The organism is Lentzea sp. NBRC 105346, assembly GCF_030269605.1.
GTDB lineage: Bacteria > Actinomycetota > Actinomycetes > Mycobacteriales > Pseudonocardiaceae > Lentzea.
In genome coordinates this window covers 65,455-81,900 of the sequence record NZ_BSTQ01000025.1, presented here as the reverse complement: position 1 = coordinate 81,900, position 16,446 = coordinate 65,455, and the positions used below count along the sequence as shown (strand labels likewise).

Sequence of the window (16,446 nt, the reverse complement as noted above, 5' to 3'; positions counted from 1 at the left end):
ACCGTCTCGGCTCGTGCCAGGTCAGTGGTCAGCCGGTGCGATACAGGAGATGCAGGCGGCCCTGAAGGAGCGCGCCTCGAACCCGATGTTGTCGTTCGAGTAGTACTTCATCGCGTGCCGGGAACCGGTGCAGTTGGTGTTCGAGTACCAGTAGCCCTCGTTGTTGGACTTGTTCATGTAGGACCGGATGCCGCCCCGTTCGAAGACCAGGTTCTCCTCGCAGTACCCAGACGGGTACTCCACGAACGTGTAGGTGGCCTGGTCGACGTAGTTGCGCTGGTAGAACCAGCACTGGATGCCGTTGTCGTTGCAGCTGTACTGCGCTGCCGAAGCCGACGGCGCCATGACCACGGTCAGGAAGAAGGCAGCAAGGATCGCAAAGGTTTTACGCACTTTCCCCCCAGGAAAGTAAGTCCGCAGTGTCGCGGAGTCACTACCGAGGGTACCGGCAAGATCAGGACGAGGTAAGCGACTTGTCCAGGTCCGGCTCGAGGTAGATCAGCTTCGCGTGCGGGACCTTGTTGCGCACGCGGTGCTCCGCGTCGTCGATAGCCTGCGCGACCTCGTCCAGGTCGAGGTCCGGCGACAGGGCGATCTTGGCCGCGATCAGCAGCTCCTCGGGCCCGAGGTACTGCGTGCGGATGTGGATCACCCGCTGGACCTTGCCCGCGGCCAGCTCGTCGACGATCACGTCGAGGTCCGCGTCCGACGCGCCCTCACCGATGAGCAGCGACTTCATCTCGATGATCAGCACGATCGCGATCGCGGCCAGCAGCACACCGATGGCGACGGTGCCGAGCGCGTCGAAGATCGGGTTGCCGGTGATCGTCGTCAGTCCGACGCCGAACAGCGCCAGCACGAGACCGAACAGCGCGCCCGCGTCCTCCAGCAGCACGACCGGCAGCTCCGGCGTGCGCGACTGGCGGATGAAGCCCCACCACGTGGAGTCGCCCTTGATCTTGCGGGACTCGTTGATCGCGGTGATGAAGCTGTAGGTCTCCAGACCGGTCGCCACCACCAGGATCACCACCGCGATGATCGGGTCGGACAGCGGCGTCGGCTCGGACAGCTTGTGGATGCCCTCGTACAGCGCGAACACCGCGCCGAGGCTGAAGATCAGCAACGCGACGACGAACGAGTAGAAGTAGCGGTCGCGCCCGTAGCCGAACGGGTGCAGGCGGGTCGCCTTGCGCTGAGCCGTCCGCTGGCCGAGCAGGAGCAGGCCCTGGTTCGACGTGTCGGCGACCGAGTGCACGGCCTCGGCCAGCATCGACGACGAACCGGTGAACGCGAAGCCGATGAACTTCGCGACCGCGATCCCCGCGTTCGCGGCCAGCGCCGCGATGATCGCCTTTGTCCCGCCCCCTGCTGACACGCTGTACTCCTCGATGAAAACCGTCCGGTTTGTCCGGCTGAACCTTAGTCCGTCCCGGCGGTGGCCCGGAAAAGTTGCGCACTTTCGTCACCCGCGGGGCGAACGAGGACCGCTGGATCGGACGCGGGCAGCCACACCGACTGGCCGCGCCGCAACTCAACGTGGTCGCCGCGGTCGTTCGTCAACACGACCGTGCCCCGCGTGCAGATGATGATCTGCGGGCCGTCGTGGTTGACGCGCGTCTCCGTGGCCACGTCGAGGCGCGACAGCTCGAACTCGGGTGCGGGCGTGCGGTACACGCACACGCCGGGTGCGGTCTCCTCGCCGCGCAGCACCGGCATGTCGCCACAGGTGAAGTCCAGCACCCGCAACAGTTCCGGCACGTCGACGTGCTTGGGGGTCAGACCACAGCGCAGCACGTTGTCCGAGTTCGCGAGGATCTCGATGCCGGTGCCGTGCAGGTACGCGTGCAGGTTGCCGGCGGGCAGGTGGATGGCCTCGCCCGGCTGCAGCACGACCCGGTTGAGCAGCAACGCGGCGAGCACGCCCGCGTCACCGGGGTAGTCCTCACCCAGTTCGAGGATCGTGCGGCATTCCAGGTCGAACTCGCCGTGGTCCTTCACGTGCTGCACGCACGCCTCGATCACCTGCGGCAGCAGGTGGTCCAGGCGCTGCTGCGGCAGCGTGATCAGCGTGGTGAACAACGCGCGCAGGCCGTTCGAGTCCGGCTGGGCGGCGAGCAGCTCGGTGTACGGCGCGAAGTCCGGCGCGTCGAGCGACTTCAGCAGCTTGACGGTGCGGTGCGGGTCGCGGAACCCGGCGAGCGCGTGGAACTGGGTCAGCGCGCAGATCAGCTCGGGCTTGGCGGCTGGGTCCTTGTAGTTGCGCACCGCCGAGTCACGGGGCACGCCCGCGGCCTCCTCGGCCGCGAAACCGTCCGCGGCCTGCTCGGCCGACGGGTGCGCCTGCAGGCTCAGCGCCTCTTCGGCGGCGAGCACCTTGAGCAGGAACGGCAGCCGGGCGCCCCAGCGGTTCGCACACCGCGAGCCGAGCTGGCCGTCCGGGTCGGAGGCGAGCAGGTCGAGCAGGGAACGTTCGACGCCGTCCGCGCCGACGATCCGCGACGGGTCGCCGGGATGGGCTCCCATCCACAGCTCCGCCTCGGGATGCGGCGCGGGCACCTCCTTCCCGAGCAGCTCGGCGATGGCCGTGCGCGACCCCCACGCATACGGCCTGACCGCGTTGTGCAGCAGGTCCACTTTCCGTTCAGCTCCTCAGTACTGCCATGACCTAGTAGGGATTGCCGCCGAGAGTGCCCGCGGCGAGTCCCAGGTACAAAGCGGCGAGTTCGAATCGCAATGCGAGCAGCGCGGCGCAGACGGCGTCGCCACCCGTCACTTCTTCGGCCGGCTCGAGCACGTCAGCTCCCGGCAAAGTCTCTTCGGCGGCCCGGCGCGCGGCGTCGGCGACCGGACCCTGTCGCACCGCGAGGAGGAGTACCCGGACGAGTCCTCCCGCCTCTTCGTCGGGATCAGCGAACAGGTCCGCCCCAGACGTGCCCTGCACCGCCCGGCGGTGCAACACGGGACGCGTCAGCGCCTGTGGATACCCGGCGACATCGGACGCAATCCCGGCATACCCGGCGAGCACGTTCGCGCCGTGCACCCCGACCGCGGTGGCGACGTCGTCCAGGCCCCAGAGCAGCGGCGTCCGGTCCGCGACGCGCAGTGCGAGCGACTTCGCCGGGTTCACGAACGACTCGTGCATCGGATGGTCGCGCTCGGCCTCACGGTCCAGCTCGTCGGCGATCAGGTCGAGGTCGACCTTGACCAGTCCGAGTGCCTTGAGCACCGTCAGCCAGGCGGCGAGCGCGCGCGGGTAGCTGAAGCCGGGCGGCATCGTGATGCGCGGCGCCAGCAGCACCGCCTTGCCCGCGGCCGACGCGGCCACCGGACCCTCGTCCGGTGCCGTGAGCAGGACACGCGCACCCCGGCGGCAGGCGCGGTCGATCGACTCGGCGAGCTCGCGGTCGCCGGGGTCCTCGGTGTGCGTCAGCACCACGTCCAGCGCGCCGACCCACGGCGGCACGTCGTCGGAGACGACGACCGGGACCGGGCACGCCGGGCCGAGCAGCGCGGCGACGAGGTGCGCCACCGCCAGGCCGACACCGGGCCGGACGACGAGCACGACGGCGCGCGGGCGTTCGGCGAAGAGCCGCTCGACGCCTTGTTCGGCCGCGGCCTCCGCCGTCGACCGGACCTGGGCACCGGCGCGCGCGGCCGCGCGCAGCCAGCCGCCCGTGTCCGCGTCGGCGAGCCTGCGCGGGTCGTCGAGCAGGGTGTCGTCCAGCACCGTGGTCACTCCGCTGACGGCTCGACGGCCTCGTCCAGGAGCAGCACCGGGATGCCGTCGCGGACCGGGAACGACCGGCGGCACGATGTGCAGGTCAGAAAGTCGGCGTCCGGGTCGTCCGGGGTGCCGACCTGCAACGGCGCGTGCTCCGGGCACGGGCAGGCGAGGATCTCGAGCAGCTGTGCTTCAAGCTGTACGGCCACGGTGGCTCTCCCCCTCAGGCCCGCACGATCGCGAGGACCTCGTCGCGCAGCGCGGCGACGGCCTCGGGCGTGGCGGCTTCGACGTTCAGGCGCAGCAGCGGTTCGGTGTTGGACGCCCGCAGGTTGAACCACGAGCCGTCCGGCAGTCCGACCGTGAGACCGTCCAGCTCGTCGAGCGTGACGCCCTCGCGGCCGCCGAACTCGTCTTTGATGGCATTCAGGCGGCCGGCCTGGTCGCTGACCGTGGAGTTGATCTCACCGGACGCGGCGTAGCGCTCGTAGTCGTGCGTCAACGCGCTCAGCGGGCCGTCCTGCTCGCCCAGCGCGGCCAGCACGTGCAGCGCGGCCAGCATGCCGGTGTCCGCGCGCCAGAAGTCGCGGAAGTAGTAGTGCGCCGAGTGCTCGCCGCCGAAGATGGCGCCGGTCTTGGCCATCTCCTCCTTGATGAACGAGTGGCCGACGCGCGTGCGGACCGGCTTGCCGCCGTGCTCCGCGACGATCTCGGGCACCGCGTGTGAGGTGATCAGGTTGTGGATGATCGTGCCGCCGGGGTCCTTCTGGAGCTCCCGGACCGCCACGAGCGCGGTGATGGCGCTGGGGCTCACCGGCTCGCCGCGCTCGTCCACCACGAAGCAGCGGTCGGCGTCGCCGTCGAACGCGACACCGGCGTCGGCTCCCACTTCCTTGACCTTCGCTTGAAGATCAACGATGTTCTTCGGGTCGAGCGGGTTCGCCTCGTGGTTCGGGAAGCTGCCGTCCAGCTCGAAGTACATGGGGACGATCTCGAACGGCAGGCCCTCGAAGACCTTGGGGACGGTGTAGCCGCCCATGCCGTTGCCCGCGTCCACGACGATCTTGAGCGGCCGGTTGTCCTTCAAGTCGACCAGCTCGTGGAGGTAGGCCGCGTAGTCCGCCAGCAGGTTCCGCTCTTCGAGCGTGCCGGGGTTCACACCTTCGGCGTCCGGGGTGTTCTTCTCGACGTCCTCGCGGATCTGCGCCAGACCGGTGTTCTGGCCGATCGGCGCCGCGCCCGCGCGGCAGAGCTTGATCCCGTTGTACTGCGCGGGGTTGTGGCTCGCGGTGAACATCGCGCCGGGCAGGTCCAGCTTGCCGGAGGCGAAGTAGAGCATGTCCGTGCTGGCCAGGCCGATGCTGACGACGTCGATGCCCTGCCTGGTCACACCCTCGGCGAACGCCGCCGCGAGACCGGGCGACGAGTCGCGCATGTCGTGGCCGATCACCACGGCCGGCCCACCGACCAGACGCGCGAACGCCGCGCCGAAGTCGCGCACGACATCCGCGTCCAACTGCTCGCCGACGACTCCGCGGATGTCGTAGGCCTTGACGATGGCGGACAGGTCGCGCACGCGCACTCTCCCTCTTGACGGCTACTGGGAGGGCAGCCTACCGGCGTCCGGATGTGAGGTGCGTGTGGTCGTTCAGTCCTCGTGCGGATCGGGCAGAACGCGCAGGTGACCCCGCCTGGGCCCGGTCACCTCGGGCAACTCGACGGGCCGGTCGGCCCGCCCGGCCTCCCGCACCGCCTCGGCCAAGGCCGTCAGGTCGTCCACGGTCGGCTCGGGAGCCGCGAACTCACCCTGGTGCCGCACGACCTCCCAGCCACGGGGCGCCGTGAGCCGCATCGCGTGCTCCTCGCACAGGTCGTAACTGTGCGGTTCGGAGTAGGTGGCGAGTGGTCCGACTACCGCGGTGGACTCCGCGTAGGCGTAGGTGAGCGTGGCGACAGCCGGGTTAGCACACCCGGTTCGCGAGCACCGTCTCACGCTCCGCACGCGGGGGAGATTAGCGCGTCTCTCACCACGTGTGTGTGAGGCACGCTGTGTTTAGTGGTCAGCGTGGCCGACTAGGCTCCATGTTGTGGTTATGGCCAGAGGATCGAGGCGGCAGGGTTCCCCCAGGCGGCGCAATCGCGACCGGCACGGGCGTGGACTGCGCGGCCCGCTCTACCCCGCCACGCTGCCCGCCGCCCGGTCCCGGGCCGAACGGTTCGACGCTCTGGTGATCGAGGCCCTGGAGCCGATCGAGGCCCGGTGGCGCACCGAGCTCACCCAGCTCGACGTGGCCGTCGACGACGTGCCCGACGTGCAGGTCGAGGGTGAGGACGGCGTCGTCGAGGACGGCAACGTGCCGCTCGCCCGGCTGCTGCCGGCGGGCAGTGATCAGCGGGCGCGGATCATTCTTTACCGGCGTCCGCTCGAGGCCCGTGCGAAGGACGGCGCGGATCTCGCGGACCTGGTGCACGACGTGCTGGTCGAGCAGATCGCGAACTACCTGGGCCTGGACCCGGACGTAATCGACGAGCAGTGAGCTCCCGCTAGGTCGGTCATGGCCACCATCACGGACCTCAAGTCCGTGATGGTGGCCATAGCGGACTTACCGGCGGCGCGATGGGATCGCCGTCAGCAGCGTGAACAGCACGGCCGCCGCCTGCGCCAGCAACAGCAGGTCCCGCAGCGTTGTGGACATTGTCACTCGCACGTCCGCGGCCGTCGCCGGCAACGGCACACCCACCAGGTGCCCCCAGGCGCGCACGACCGGCACCTGACGGCCGTCCACCGAGAGCCGCCACCCCGGTTCGTCCTCGGCCGCGAGCACCAGCAGCCGCCCCTCGGGCCCCTCGGAGACCCGCACGTTGACGTCCGGCAGCCCCGTCTCCACGGGTGAGACGCCGGGCGCGACCAGCTCGGTCGGCGGCTGACCACCGGTCCGCGCACGACGGGCGAGCTCGGGTGAGATCAGCACGGCGTTGTTGGCCGCTAGACGCACCCGCAGCACGGGACGGCCGTCGGAGGTCGCGGGCGCCTCGGACACGAGCTCGCCGACGGCACCGCGGAGGCGGTCGGCGTCCAGCCGCGAAGGCAGCACGACGAACCCGACACCGGACGCGGCGGCCTGCGCGAGCGTGATCTTCGCGGACTCCGACGAGCCGCCGAGCATTTCGGCGTTCCAGCGGCGTAGGCGCGCGGGGCTCGACACGGTCGGGACGAACTCGTCGTCGCCGAACCGCGGCATGCGGCCGCCGACCTGGCGAGCCTCCCCCGAGCCGAGGATCAGCACGGCCCGGCCGGTGCGCTCCAGCTCCTGGCTCAGCGTCGGCGCGAGCCGCACGCCGCCGTCCGCGCGCACCGGGCCCTGCCGCAGATCGAGAAAACCGGCCACGGCCAGGCACAGCAAGGTCACCACGCCGGCGATCGACACCGCGCGCCGCACCTGTTCCCAGCGGGCGATGCCCGGCGTCACGCCGCGGCGGCACGCGGCGAGCACGATCCACACCAGGCCCCAGGCGAGCATCGCGAGCGGCGTGCCCGGCCACGCCTTGACGGCCGCGCAGGCCGCGAGCGCGCCGATCGAGAGCACGACCACGGCGAGTCCGGGCAGCATCGCCCGGTTCGGGCGAAGCACGGCGGCGGCGAACCCGGCCACCGCGAACACCGAGCACACGATCAGGTTCGGCGGCGGCGACGAGTACGGCCCGCCGATGCCGTCGAGGACCATCGACGGGTGCTGCAGCAGCACGGCCGGCCACGGCAGCAGCAACGCCAGCGGCAGCAGCACCACCGCGAACAGCGCGGCGATCCGGCGTGGCCCGCCGCCCGCGACGACCACGAAGCCGACCAGCGCGCCGATCAACGCGACCACGTGCGACAGCGGCGAGAACGCGCCCAGCGCGGCGATCCCGAGCGCGGTGCCGGACGCGATCGGCAGCCACGACTTCGACGACGCCGCGCGCAGCACCGCGACGATCCCGGCGAACACCAGCGGTCCGACGACGTGCACCACGACGACGTCGAGCCGGCCCTCGCCCGCGGCGGTCGTCGCGACCGGCAGCAGGCCGTACGCGGCGGCCACGACCGCGCGTACGGACCGGCGCACCCGCATGCCGCGGCTCGCGATGTAGGCGGCCAGTGCGGCGAGCGGGATGTTGCCGATCACGAACAATGCGACCGCGAACTGCGGCCCGCCCGGAAAAGCACCCAGCACGGCCAGTGCGGCGGGGGCGGGCGCCGCGGTGCCACCGTGCACGTCGTGCCACGAGGAGAGGTACTCGAGCCAGGTCGACTCGAAGTCCCCGACCGGCAGCAGCCGCCCGCCCGCGAGCGACAGCCCAAGGCGTGCGGAGTTCGCGACCAGCGCGACGATCGTCAGTCCCACGACCAGCAGCACCGGTGGCGCCAGCAGCAACGACCGCAGCACCCGGCCCTGGTCGACCTCGTAGAAGACGACCTCTTCGCGCGGTCCCGGCGACGGCCGCGGCTTCGGCGACGGCCGCAGCGCGCCCGGCAGCGTGGCGTCGACCGGCACGACCGACGGCGGCCTGCGCAGCCCCGCCGATCGCGGCTTGCGCAACGCCCCCGCGGGGAGTGCGGCCGGGCCGACCGGCCGTGGAGTGTCCACAGAGGACGGATCGAGCCAGGTGGCGCCCGCATCCGACGCGGGCAGCCGCCCGAGTGCCGCGTCCGCCTCGACGCGGCGGCGGATGAGGAACGCCGCGGCCGAGCGCACCGCGTTGCGGATCCGGGTGAGCCGGCTGGTGAACAGCCCGCGCACGACCTTCGACCCGCGCCGGGCGCCTCGGCCCTCGAGCAGGCGGGCCCGGCCGCTCAGCAGATATCCGAGCGCGCCCACTTCCGCGTGCGCGTCGGAGAACCGGCGCAACACCGAGAAACCAACAGCGCGCGCCAACGCGAGTACCGGGAGTCGCAAGAGCCCGAACAAAAAAGAAAACGCGGACGTGTTGACCAAGAAAGTGCGCATCCCGTGTGCGCGGTCAACCCCTCGAACGGATGGACCTGGCCGCGCGACGGCCGCGTCCAGCCTTCGCAATCCCTTCGACGCCGCACGAACGTGTCGCATTCGCGCGACCGGAACACACAAAACGAGATGGCCCGCGCGGTTCGCCCGCCAGCCGAAGTCGAGATCATCGCGCAGCAACGGCATGATCTCGTCGTAACCGCCGAGGTCGTGCCACACCTGCCGGTTGATCAGCGAACCCGCCGACGAGACCGCGAGGACCTCGGTGGACTGTTGAAATGTGCCGGCCAGTTCCAGTGCGCCGATGCCGGTCTGCCGATGGCCGGACGCGTCGGTGGAGATTCCGGCCTCGACGACGAGCCGAGGATCCACCCAATCGAGGCACAAAGGACCGAGGATCGCTGCTGAGGGTGACACTTCGGACGCGGTGAGCAACGACGCCAGGCAGTCAGGCTCCGGAGCGCTGTCGTCGTGCAGCAACCACAGCCATTTGCCGGGGTCGCCCCACCGTTCGACCGCGTGCTCCACCGCGGCGCGCACCGCCGTGCCGAACCCCGTGCCGCGCGGCAGCGTCAGCACCCCGTCCAGATCTCCGGCCTCCGCCAGGATCTTCGCCGTCCGGTCGGTCGACCCGGTGTCGACCGCCAGCACGTGACGAGGCCGAATTCGCTGTCGCCGCAACGCGGACAGCGCGGTGCTGAGCCACTCGTCGCCGTCGTGGCACACCACGATGGCCAGCACCGGCGCGGTCCGCAGTCGCGGTTGAGGACTCGTCACGTCCTCAAGCTAGAGCACAAAGATCACGCTTCTAGACGGCGCGCTTCTTCAGCTTGCGGCGCTCCCGCTCCGACAGCCCGCCCCAGATTCCGAAGCGTTCGTCGTGCTGCAGCGCATACTCCAGGCACTCCGAGCGAACCTCGCAGCCGAGGCAGATGCGCTTGGCCTCCCGCGTCGAACCACCCTTTTCGGGGAAGAACGCCTCGGGGTCGGTCTGCGCGCAGAGTGCCCGTTCCTGCCAGTCCTGCTCGTCGTTCGGATCGAACATGTACAGCTCACCCAACTCGTGGGTGCTCCCCTGCCCGACTCGATCTTCTTCGATTTCCCGCATTTCGTCCGCCTCCTCGCCTTCCGCTCTCCCCGGTTGGCGGACGCCAGACGCCGTTCCCACAACGACGAATGACACCGATGTGATTACACCTGCGTCACATCAAGCGGTCAAGCGGAGTCCACACACCGGGGGATATTCGCGCGGATGGCCGCAAAAACCTTGACGGGAAGTACCGACAGTGATCCATGGTCACCAAAGCCTCCCCGATCGGCCCACCTCCAACTGCGACACGCCACACTGGTGAGGTGAAGCGATCAGCCGTGCGCCCCAGCCCACTGTTCATCGGACTGCTCGTCGCGACCGTCGGCGGCGCCGTCCTGACCCTGGTCGACGCCAACGCGGCCATCATCGCCGGCACCGTCCTGTTCATCCTCGCGGGATGGGCGGTCTCGCTGTGCCTGCACGAGTTCGGGCACGCGTTCGTCGCCTACAAGGGTGGCGACTATGCGGTGCGGGACAAGGGTTATCTCACCCTCGACATCCGCCACTACACCGATCCAGTGCTCAGCATCGTGTTACCGCTGGTGCTGCTCGCGTTCGGCGGCATCCCGCTGCCGGGTGGCGCTGTGTGGATCAACCATCACGCGCTGCGGTCCAAGAAGGTCGAGTCGCTGGTGTCGCTCGCGGGACCGTTGTCGAACCTCGCGCTCGGCGGGTTGCTGATCGCTTCCGTCGCGTTGTTCAACCCGCCGCTGATGCTCGCGGCCGCGCTGTCGTACCTCGCGCTGCTGCAGATCCTGGCGTTCGTGCTGAACATCCTGCCGGTGCCGGGCCTGGACGGCTGGGGCATCTGGGAGCCGTTCATGTCGTACCAGGCGCAGCAGTTCGGCGCGAAGGCCCGGCCGTGGGCGCCGCTGATCCTGTTCGCCGCGCTGATCGGGCTGCCGGCGGTGAGCGGCCTGTTCTTCGACCTCTCGTACGGTGTGTTCGACCTGGTCGGGGGCGATCGGGACCTGGCTAACAGCGGCTGGTCCAACTTCATGTTCTGGCGCAAGATTTAGCGCTGACCGCCGTGTGGAAGCATGGTCCGGCGTGAAGGTCGTAGTTCTGGTCGGCGGCGTTGGCGGTGCGCGGTTCCTCGTGGGGCTGAAAGCCCTGCTCGCGGACGCCGAGATCACCGCGGTGGTGAACACCGGTGACGACGTGTGGCTGCACGGGCTGCGTATCTGCCCGGACCTCGACACCTGCATGTACACCCTCGGTGGCGGCATCGACACCGAGCGGGGCTGGGGCCGCGAAGCGGAGTCGTGGACGGTCAAGGAGGAGCTCGCCGCGTACGGGGCTGATCCCGACTGGTTCGGGCTCGGCGACCGCGACGTCGCGACCCACCTGATCCGCTCGCGCATGCTGCGCGCCGGCTACCCGCTGTCCGCCGTGACCGAGGCGCTGTGCGATCGCTGGCAGCCCGGTGTGCGGCTGCTGCCGATGTCCGACGACCGCGTCGAGACCCACGTGGTCGTCGCGGACGAGGACGGTTCGGAGCGCGCGATCCACTTCCAGGAGTGGTGGGTGCGGTACAAGGCCGCCCTGCCCGCGCGCTCGTTCGCGTCCGTAGGAGCCGAGCAGGCGTCGCCCGCTCCGGGTGTGCTGGACGCCATCGCTTCGGCGGACGCGGTTCTGCTGGCCCCTTCGAACCCGGTCGTGTCGGTCGGCACGATCCTCAACGTGCCCGGTATCCGCGACGCCCTGCGCAAGACCGACGCGGGCGTCGTCGGCCTGTCGCCGATCATCGGCGGGAAACCGTTGCGCGGCATGGCGGATGCTTGTTTGGACGCGATCGGTGTGGAGACATCGGCCGAGGCGGTCGGTCGGCACTACGGGTCGCGGCAGTGCTCGGACTCGGGCATCCTCGACGGCTGGCTCGTGCAGACCGGCGACTCGGCCGACGTGCCGGGTGTGGCCGTGCGGGCCGTGCCGCTGCTGATGTCCTCTGTGGACGCGACCGCCGCGATGGCGCGGGCGGCGCTGGAGCTCGCGGGAGTGGGCGTTGACTGATCACGCAGCACAGGGGCTGGAGCTGCTGCCGGTTCCGGGTCTGCCCGAGTTCCGGCCGGGTGACGACCTGGCGGGTGCGATCGCCGCCGCGGCCCCCTGGCTGCGCGACGGCGACGTCGTGGTCGTCACGTCGAAGGTCGTGTCCAAAGTAGAGGGACGACTGGTCTCGGTTCCGCTGGACCCGGAGGAACGCGACCTCGTCCGGCGCCGGCACGTCGAGGCCGAGGCCGTGCGGGTGCTCGCCCGCAAGATGCGCACGCTGATCACCGAGAACAAGCTCGGCATCGTGCAGGCCGCGTCCGGCGTCGACAACTCCAACGTCGCGGGCGACGAGATCGCGTTGCTCCCGGTCGACCCCGACGCGTCGGCTTTGGCGTTGCGTTCGGCCCTGAAGTCGTTGCTGGGCATCTCGGTGGCCGTCGTGATCACCGACACGATGGGCCGCGCGTGGCGCGTGGGCCAGACCGACGCCGCGATCGGCGCGTCCGGCCTGAGCGTGCTGCACAACTACGCGGGCAAGGTCGACCGGCAGGGCAACGAGCTGCACGTCACCTCCATCGCGGTCGCCGACGAGATCGCCGCCGCGGCGGACCTGGTGAAGGGCAAGCTGGGCGCGGTCCCGGTCGCCGTGCTACGCGGGTTCCCGCTGGTCGACGACGGTTCGTCCGCGCGCGACCTGGTCCGTGCGGTCGACGAGGATTTGTTCCGGCTCGGCACCGAGGAAGCTCTGGCGCAGGGCCGCCGCGAAGCCGTGCTGCTGCGTCGCTCGGTGCGTTACTTCGCCTCGGACCCGGTGCCGGTCGATGTGTTGTCACGGGCGGTCGGCGTTGCTTTGACCGCACCGGCACCGCACCACACGCAGCCGCTGCGGTTCGTGCACGTGTCCGCTCGCCGGGAGTCGTTGTTGTCGGCGATGCGTGCTCAGTGGGAGTCCGACCTGCGCGGAGACGGTTTTTCCGAAGAGCAGATCGCGCGGCGCGTTCGACGCGGTGACCTGCTGGTCGAGGCGCCCGAGATCGTCGTGCCGTTCCTGGTGCGCGAGGGTGCCCACACGTACCCGGACTCACGGCGTGCCGACGCCGAACGCACGATGTTCACCGTCGCGGGCGGTGCCGCCGTGCAGGGCCTGCTCGTGGCGCTCGCCGCGGAGGGTCTCGGCTCGTGCTGGGTGTCGTCCACGATCTTCTGCGCCGACGTCGTGCGCTCGGTGCTGGACTTGCCGGAGTCATGGGAGCCGCTCGGTGCGGTCGCCGTCGGATGGCCGCTGGAGCCGTTGACGCCGCGTGAACCGCGGGAAGGGCTGATCTCGCTGTGAGCCTGCACGCCGATGCCGTCTCGGTGCTCTCCGGTTATCCCGGCCAGGACGCTCTGCGCGAGGCCTACCTCGGTTTCCTGGCCGCGCGGGACGACGCGTGCCAGCGGTCGTGCGCCGCCGGGCACATCACCGCCTCGGCTCTGGTTCTGGACGCCACGGGTGAGCAGGCCCTGCTGACGTTGCATCCGCGCGTCGGCCGGTGGCTGCAGCTGGGCGGGCACTGCGAGCCGACGGACTCCTCGCTCGCCGGCGCCGCGCTGCGGGAGGCGACCGAGGAGTCCGGCATCCGCGGGCTGCGGATCGAGCCACAGCCGATCCACCTGGACGTGCACCCGATCACGTGCTCGCTCGGGGTGCCGACGCGCCACTTCGACGTGCGGTTCCTGGTGCGGGCGCCGGTCGGGGCGAGGCCGGTGCGGTCGGCGGAGTCGGTGGACCTGCAGTGGTGGCCGCTGGACGCCCTGCCGTCCAATGTGGACGACCTGTACCCGCTGATCGAGTCCGCGCTCGCGCGACTGCGCTGACGCGGGCTGGTCCGTAGCCGGTGGGCGCAGTGCGTCGTCAACTGCGGCTGCGGGCGTGGCCGCACCCAACCAACGCAGGTCTGGACCGGATCGGGACCACGACAGCGGCCAACCGGCTTCCCGGTACGAGAGCACCGACGAAGGAGGCCCGCTCATCTCGCCGCGCGGCGGCGACCCGGCCCAACGACTTTGCCGGAGCCCTGCCCGAGCCGGGGGACCCCCGGTTTCAATTCTTCCAGGTGGGTCTGACAATTCCGGACTCGTCCGGAGCGTCAGAAGCCGCGGTAGTCGCGCGGTGAGAACCGCGGTGCGCGCCGCGGCCGCTGAATCCCGGCACCCTCGATGTACCGCACGGCCCGTTGCCGCTGCGGCGTGTAGGGCTCGAGCAGTTCCATCATCCCGTCGTCGTCGACGGGCTTGCCGGTCAGTGCGTAGCCGACGTTCTTCGCGATGTGGAAGTCGCCGTAGCTGACCGCGTCCGGGTCGCCCCACGCCCGCTGAGCCACCTCGGCCGCGGTCCACACCCCGACGCCGGGCACCTTGCGCAGCAACGAGCGACCTTCCTCGCCACGCAGCTCGGCGGCCTTCTCCAGCCGATGAGCCACCTGGGCGCACGCGACCAACGCACGGCGCCGAGCGCCGTCGAGCCCGGCCCGGTGCCACTCCCAGTCGTTGATCCGCAGGATCGCGTCCGGCGTCGGTGGCACCTTCAGGCCGAGCGGTCCGGGCGCGTCCGTGCCGAAACGGCGGCACAGCTCGCGCCACGTGCGCCAGGCCTCCTTGCCGGTGACCTTCTGCTCCAGGATCGCCGGGAACAGCACGTCCCAGACGCGTCCGCACGAGCCGAGCCGCAGGCCGGGGCGCCAGCGCCTGATCTCCGCGACCAGGTCGTGGTGCGCGACGAAGTCGTCGACCGGGTCATCGGCGCCCAGCAACGCCGGCAGCCCGTCGAGCAACCAGACGGCACCGTCACCCCAGGCCTCCGCGTGCACGACACCGTCGACGCGCGTGACCCGCAGCGTGCCGGGTCCGCCGGGAGTGTTGGCGGCGAACGACAGGCCGCCGTCGGTCGAGAAACACGGGTCCCCCGCGCCACGGCGCAGGGGACCGAGCACCGCGCCCACATCGAGTGGGAACGGTGGTGTCCAACTCCTGCTAGGCATCCGTCGAGAAGCGCACCCCGGCCTCCGGCAGCACCACACCGGGCCAGACGCGCGCTCCACCGATCAGCTCACACCGCGCCCCGATGACGGCGCTGTCGCCGATCACCGCGTCGCGCAGCACGACACCCGCCTGCACCAGCGCCCCGGCGCCCACGATCGAACGCTCGACCACCGCGCCCTCGCCGATCACCGCACCGTCGAACAGGATCGAGCCCTCGATCACGGCACCTGAGGCGACCGTGCAGTTGGCACCGACCGCGGAACCACCGCGCACGATGGCGTCCGGCTCGATCGAAGTGCCCTCCAGCACGAGGAAGTCACCCGGTTCAGCGACAGCGGCCGACGGCGCGACACCGCGCACCAGGTCGGACGAGCCCTGCACGAACGCCTCGGGCTTGCCGAGGTCCAGCCAGTACGAGGCGTCGACGTGACCCTGCAGCCGTCGACCGGCCGCCAGAAGCCCTGGGAACGTCTCGCGCTCGACCGACACCGGCCGGCCCTCGGGGATCTCGTTGATCACGTCCCGCTTGAACACGTAGCAACCCGCGTTGATCTGGTCGGTCGGCGGGTTGTCGGTCTTCTCCAGGAACGCCTGCACGCGGCCCTCGGCGTCGGTCGGCACGCAGCCGAACGCGCGCGGGTCCTCGACCTTGACCAGGTGCAGCGTGACGTCGGCCTCGCTGCTGCGGTGCGTGTGCACGATCGCCGGAAGGTCGACACCCGAAAGAATGTCGCCGTTGAACACCATCACATCGGGCTCACGGAGCTTGTGCGCGACGTTGCGAATGGCCCCGGCCGTATCAAGTGGCACTTCTTCGACGACGTACTCCAGCTCGAGCCCGAGGCGCGAGCCGTCGCCGAAGTACTCCTCGAAAACTTCGGCCTTGTACGAAGTGCCGAGCACCACGTGGGTGATGCCCGCCTCCTTGATCCGCGACAACAGGTGCGTCAAGAATGGCACCCCCGCCGTCGGCAACATCGGTTTTGGAGCGGACAGGGTGAGCGGGCGCAGGCGGGTGCCCTTGCCACCGACCAGCACAACCGCTTCGACGCCGTGCACCTTTTTCCTCCTCCGCGTTACAGCGAGCCGTTCGACGGAATACTCTGACACGAAGCAGATCGACTGACGGGCAGTGGTCCCGGCAAGGAGTAATCCGACATGGACCCCCGCGACCGGGCCGACGCCGCTCTAGCCCGCGCCCGCGCACGTGGGCGGAACATCGTGACGCCGGACAACATGACGTCGCCGATGGATGCGTCGGACACGCAGCAGATCCCTCGCACGCTGGTCAACGCCATGGATCCGCGCATGGACCCCGAGTCCACGATGATCCTTCCGTCCGAGCAGATGCGGCCCCAGCAGCAGCCGACGGCGCCCATGCCCGTCCAGCAGCCGCCCGTGCCCCAGCTGCCGCCGCCGACCGAGGTGACGCAGACCGTCGTCGCGCCCGGCCCGCTGCCGACGGTCCAACATCACAACGTCGGCCGGCCGAGCCTCTCGCAGCGCCTCAGCGGCGACGCGTGACGAGCCTCAACCGCACAGCCAGCCCGACCTTCACCGCCAGCAGCAGCCGACGGCGCCCTGCCGGTCCACCAGCGCCCGTCCAGCAGCCGCAGCCGCCCGTGCCCCAGCTGCCG

At 70.3% G+C, this 16,446-nt stretch carries 17 protein-coding genes; 6 read left to right on the top strand and 11 right to left on the bottom strand.

Annotated elements, in window-relative coordinates; all coding sequences use genetic code 11:
• Nucleotides 1-21: 21 nt before the first annotated feature.
• The 7 genes from QSK35_RS39250 to QSK35_RS39220 all read right to left on the bottom strand — a co-directional run bounded on the left by QSK35_RS39250 (nt 22) and on the right by QSK35_RS39220 (nt 5,723).
• Nucleotides 22-393, bottom strand: coding sequence for a hypothetical protein (locus QSK35_RS39250; protein WP_285753037.1), 372 nt, complete (start codon nt 391-393; stop codon nt 22-24).
• A gap of 61 nt (nt 394-454) precedes the next feature.
• The gene (locus QSK35_RS39245) at nt 455-1,375 is read right to left on the bottom strand and encodes a cation diffusion facilitator family transporter (protein WP_285753036.1); all 921 of its coding nucleotides are present in this window, start codon (nt 1,373-1,375) and stop codon (nt 455-457) included.
• 44 nt (nt 1,376-1,419) lie between these two features.
• On the bottom strand, nt 1,420-2,634 hold the full coding sequence (manA, locus tag QSK35_RS39240; protein WP_285753035.1) for a mannose-6-phosphate isomerase, class I: 1,215 nt from the start codon (nt 2,632-2,634) through the stop codon (nt 1,420-1,422).
• 31 nt (nt 2,635-2,665) lie between these two features.
• Nucleotides 2,666-3,727 (bottom strand): SIS domain-containing protein, encoded by a 1,062-nt coding sequence (locus QSK35_RS39235; RefSeq protein ID WP_285753055.1) that lies wholly within the window; start codon nt 3,725-3,727, stop codon nt 2,666-2,668.
• A gap of 5 nt (nt 3,728-3,732) precedes the next feature.
• The gene (locus QSK35_RS39230) at nt 3,733-3,930 is read right to left on the bottom strand and encodes a Trm112 family protein (protein ID WP_285753034.1); all 198 of its coding nucleotides are present in this window, start codon (nt 3,928-3,930) and stop codon (nt 3,733-3,735) included.
• A gap of 14 nt (nt 3,931-3,944) precedes the next feature.
• Complete coding sequence (locus QSK35_RS39225) at nt 3,945-5,297, bottom strand: phosphomannomutase/phosphoglucomutase (protein ID WP_285753033.1); 1,353 nt, start codon at nt 5,295-5,297, stop codon at nt 3,945-3,947.
• Between the two features lie 72 nt (nt 5,298-5,369).
• Nucleotides 5,370-5,723, bottom strand: coding sequence for a DUF3499 domain-containing protein (locus QSK35_RS39220; RefSeq protein WP_285753032.1), 354 nt, complete (start codon nt 5,721-5,723; stop codon nt 5,370-5,372).
• A gap of 91 nt (nt 5,724-5,814) precedes the next feature.
• On the opposite strand from QSK35_RS39220, the gene QSK35_RS39215 reads away from it, so the two are divergent.
• Nucleotides 5,815-6,258, top strand: coding sequence for a metallopeptidase family protein (locus QSK35_RS39215; protein WP_285753031.1), 444 nt, complete (start codon nt 5,815-5,817; stop codon nt 6,256-6,258).
• A 66-nt stretch (nt 6,259-6,324) separates the two neighbouring features.
• On the opposite strand, the gene QSK35_RS39210 is transcribed toward QSK35_RS39215, so the two are convergent.
• Both QSK35_RS39210 and QSK35_RS39205 read right to left on the bottom strand, forming a co-directional pair.
• Nucleotides 6,325-9,480 (bottom strand): glycosyltransferase family 2 protein, encoded by a 3,156-nt coding sequence (locus QSK35_RS39210; protein ID WP_285753030.1) that lies wholly within the window; start codon nt 9,478-9,480, stop codon nt 6,325-6,327.
• A gap of 31 nt (nt 9,481-9,511) precedes the next feature.
• Nucleotides 9,512-9,748 carry a WhiB family transcriptional regulator gene (locus QSK35_RS39205; RefSeq protein ID WP_285753054.1) on the bottom strand — a complete coding sequence of 79 codons (237 nt, stop codon included), beginning with the start codon at nt 9,746-9,748 and terminating at the stop codon, nt 9,512-9,514.
• A 308-nt stretch (nt 9,749-10,056) separates the two neighbouring features.
• On the opposite strand from QSK35_RS39205, the gene QSK35_RS39200 reads away from it, so the two are divergent.
• From QSK35_RS39200 to QSK35_RS39185, 4 genes are read left to right on the top strand one after another with little or no spacing between them, the layout of a single operon-like run.
• Nucleotides 10,057-10,812: a site-2 protease family protein gene (locus QSK35_RS39200; protein ID WP_285753029.1), complete on the top strand. Its 756-nt coding sequence runs from the start codon at nt 10,057-10,059 to the stop codon at nt 10,810-10,812.
• A 31-nt stretch (nt 10,813-10,843) separates the two neighbouring features.
• Entirely contained in the window at nt 10,844-11,806 is a 963-nt protein-coding gene (gene cofD, locus QSK35_RS39195) for a 2-phospho-L-lactate transferase (RefSeq protein WP_285753028.1), read from the top strand.
• Nucleotides 11,799-13,121, top strand: a complete 1,323-nt coding sequence (locus tag QSK35_RS39190) for a coenzyme F420-0:L-glutamate ligase (RefSeq protein WP_285753027.1) — start codon at nt 11,799-11,801, stop codon at nt 13,119-13,121. The genes cofD and QSK35_RS39190 overlap by 8 nt, the downstream gene beginning before the upstream one ends.
• Nucleotides 13,118-13,645 carry an NUDIX hydrolase gene (locus tag QSK35_RS39185; RefSeq protein ID WP_285753026.1) on the top strand — a complete coding sequence of 176 codons (528 nt, stop codon included), beginning with the start codon at nt 13,118-13,120 and terminating at the stop codon, nt 13,643-13,645. The genes QSK35_RS39190 and QSK35_RS39185 overlap by 4 nt, the downstream gene beginning before the upstream one ends.
• Before the next feature lie 272 nt (nt 13,646-13,917).
• Here the strand turns inward: QSK35_RS39185 and QSK35_RS39180 are convergent, their stop codons facing one another.
• A complete protein-coding gene (locus QSK35_RS39180; RefSeq protein ID WP_285753025.1) occupies nt 13,918-14,808 on the bottom strand; it encodes a DNA-3-methyladenine glycosylase family protein in 891 nt (296 codons plus the stop codon).
• Entirely contained in the window at nt 14,801-15,868 is a 1,068-nt protein-coding gene (gene manB / locus QSK35_RS39175) for a mannose-1-phosphate guanylyltransferase (RefSeq protein WP_285753024.1), read from the bottom strand. Before manB ends, QSK35_RS39180 begins: the two co-directional genes overlap by 8 nt.
• A 99-nt stretch (nt 15,869-15,967) precedes the next feature.
• Here manB and QSK35_RS39170 point away from each other — a divergent pair, with 99 nt between their 5' ends.
• Complete coding sequence (locus tag QSK35_RS39170) at nt 15,968-16,333, top strand: hypothetical protein (RefSeq protein WP_285753023.1); 366 nt, start codon at nt 15,968-15,970, stop codon at nt 16,331-16,333.
• Nucleotides 16,334-16,446: the final 113 nt, after the last annotated feature.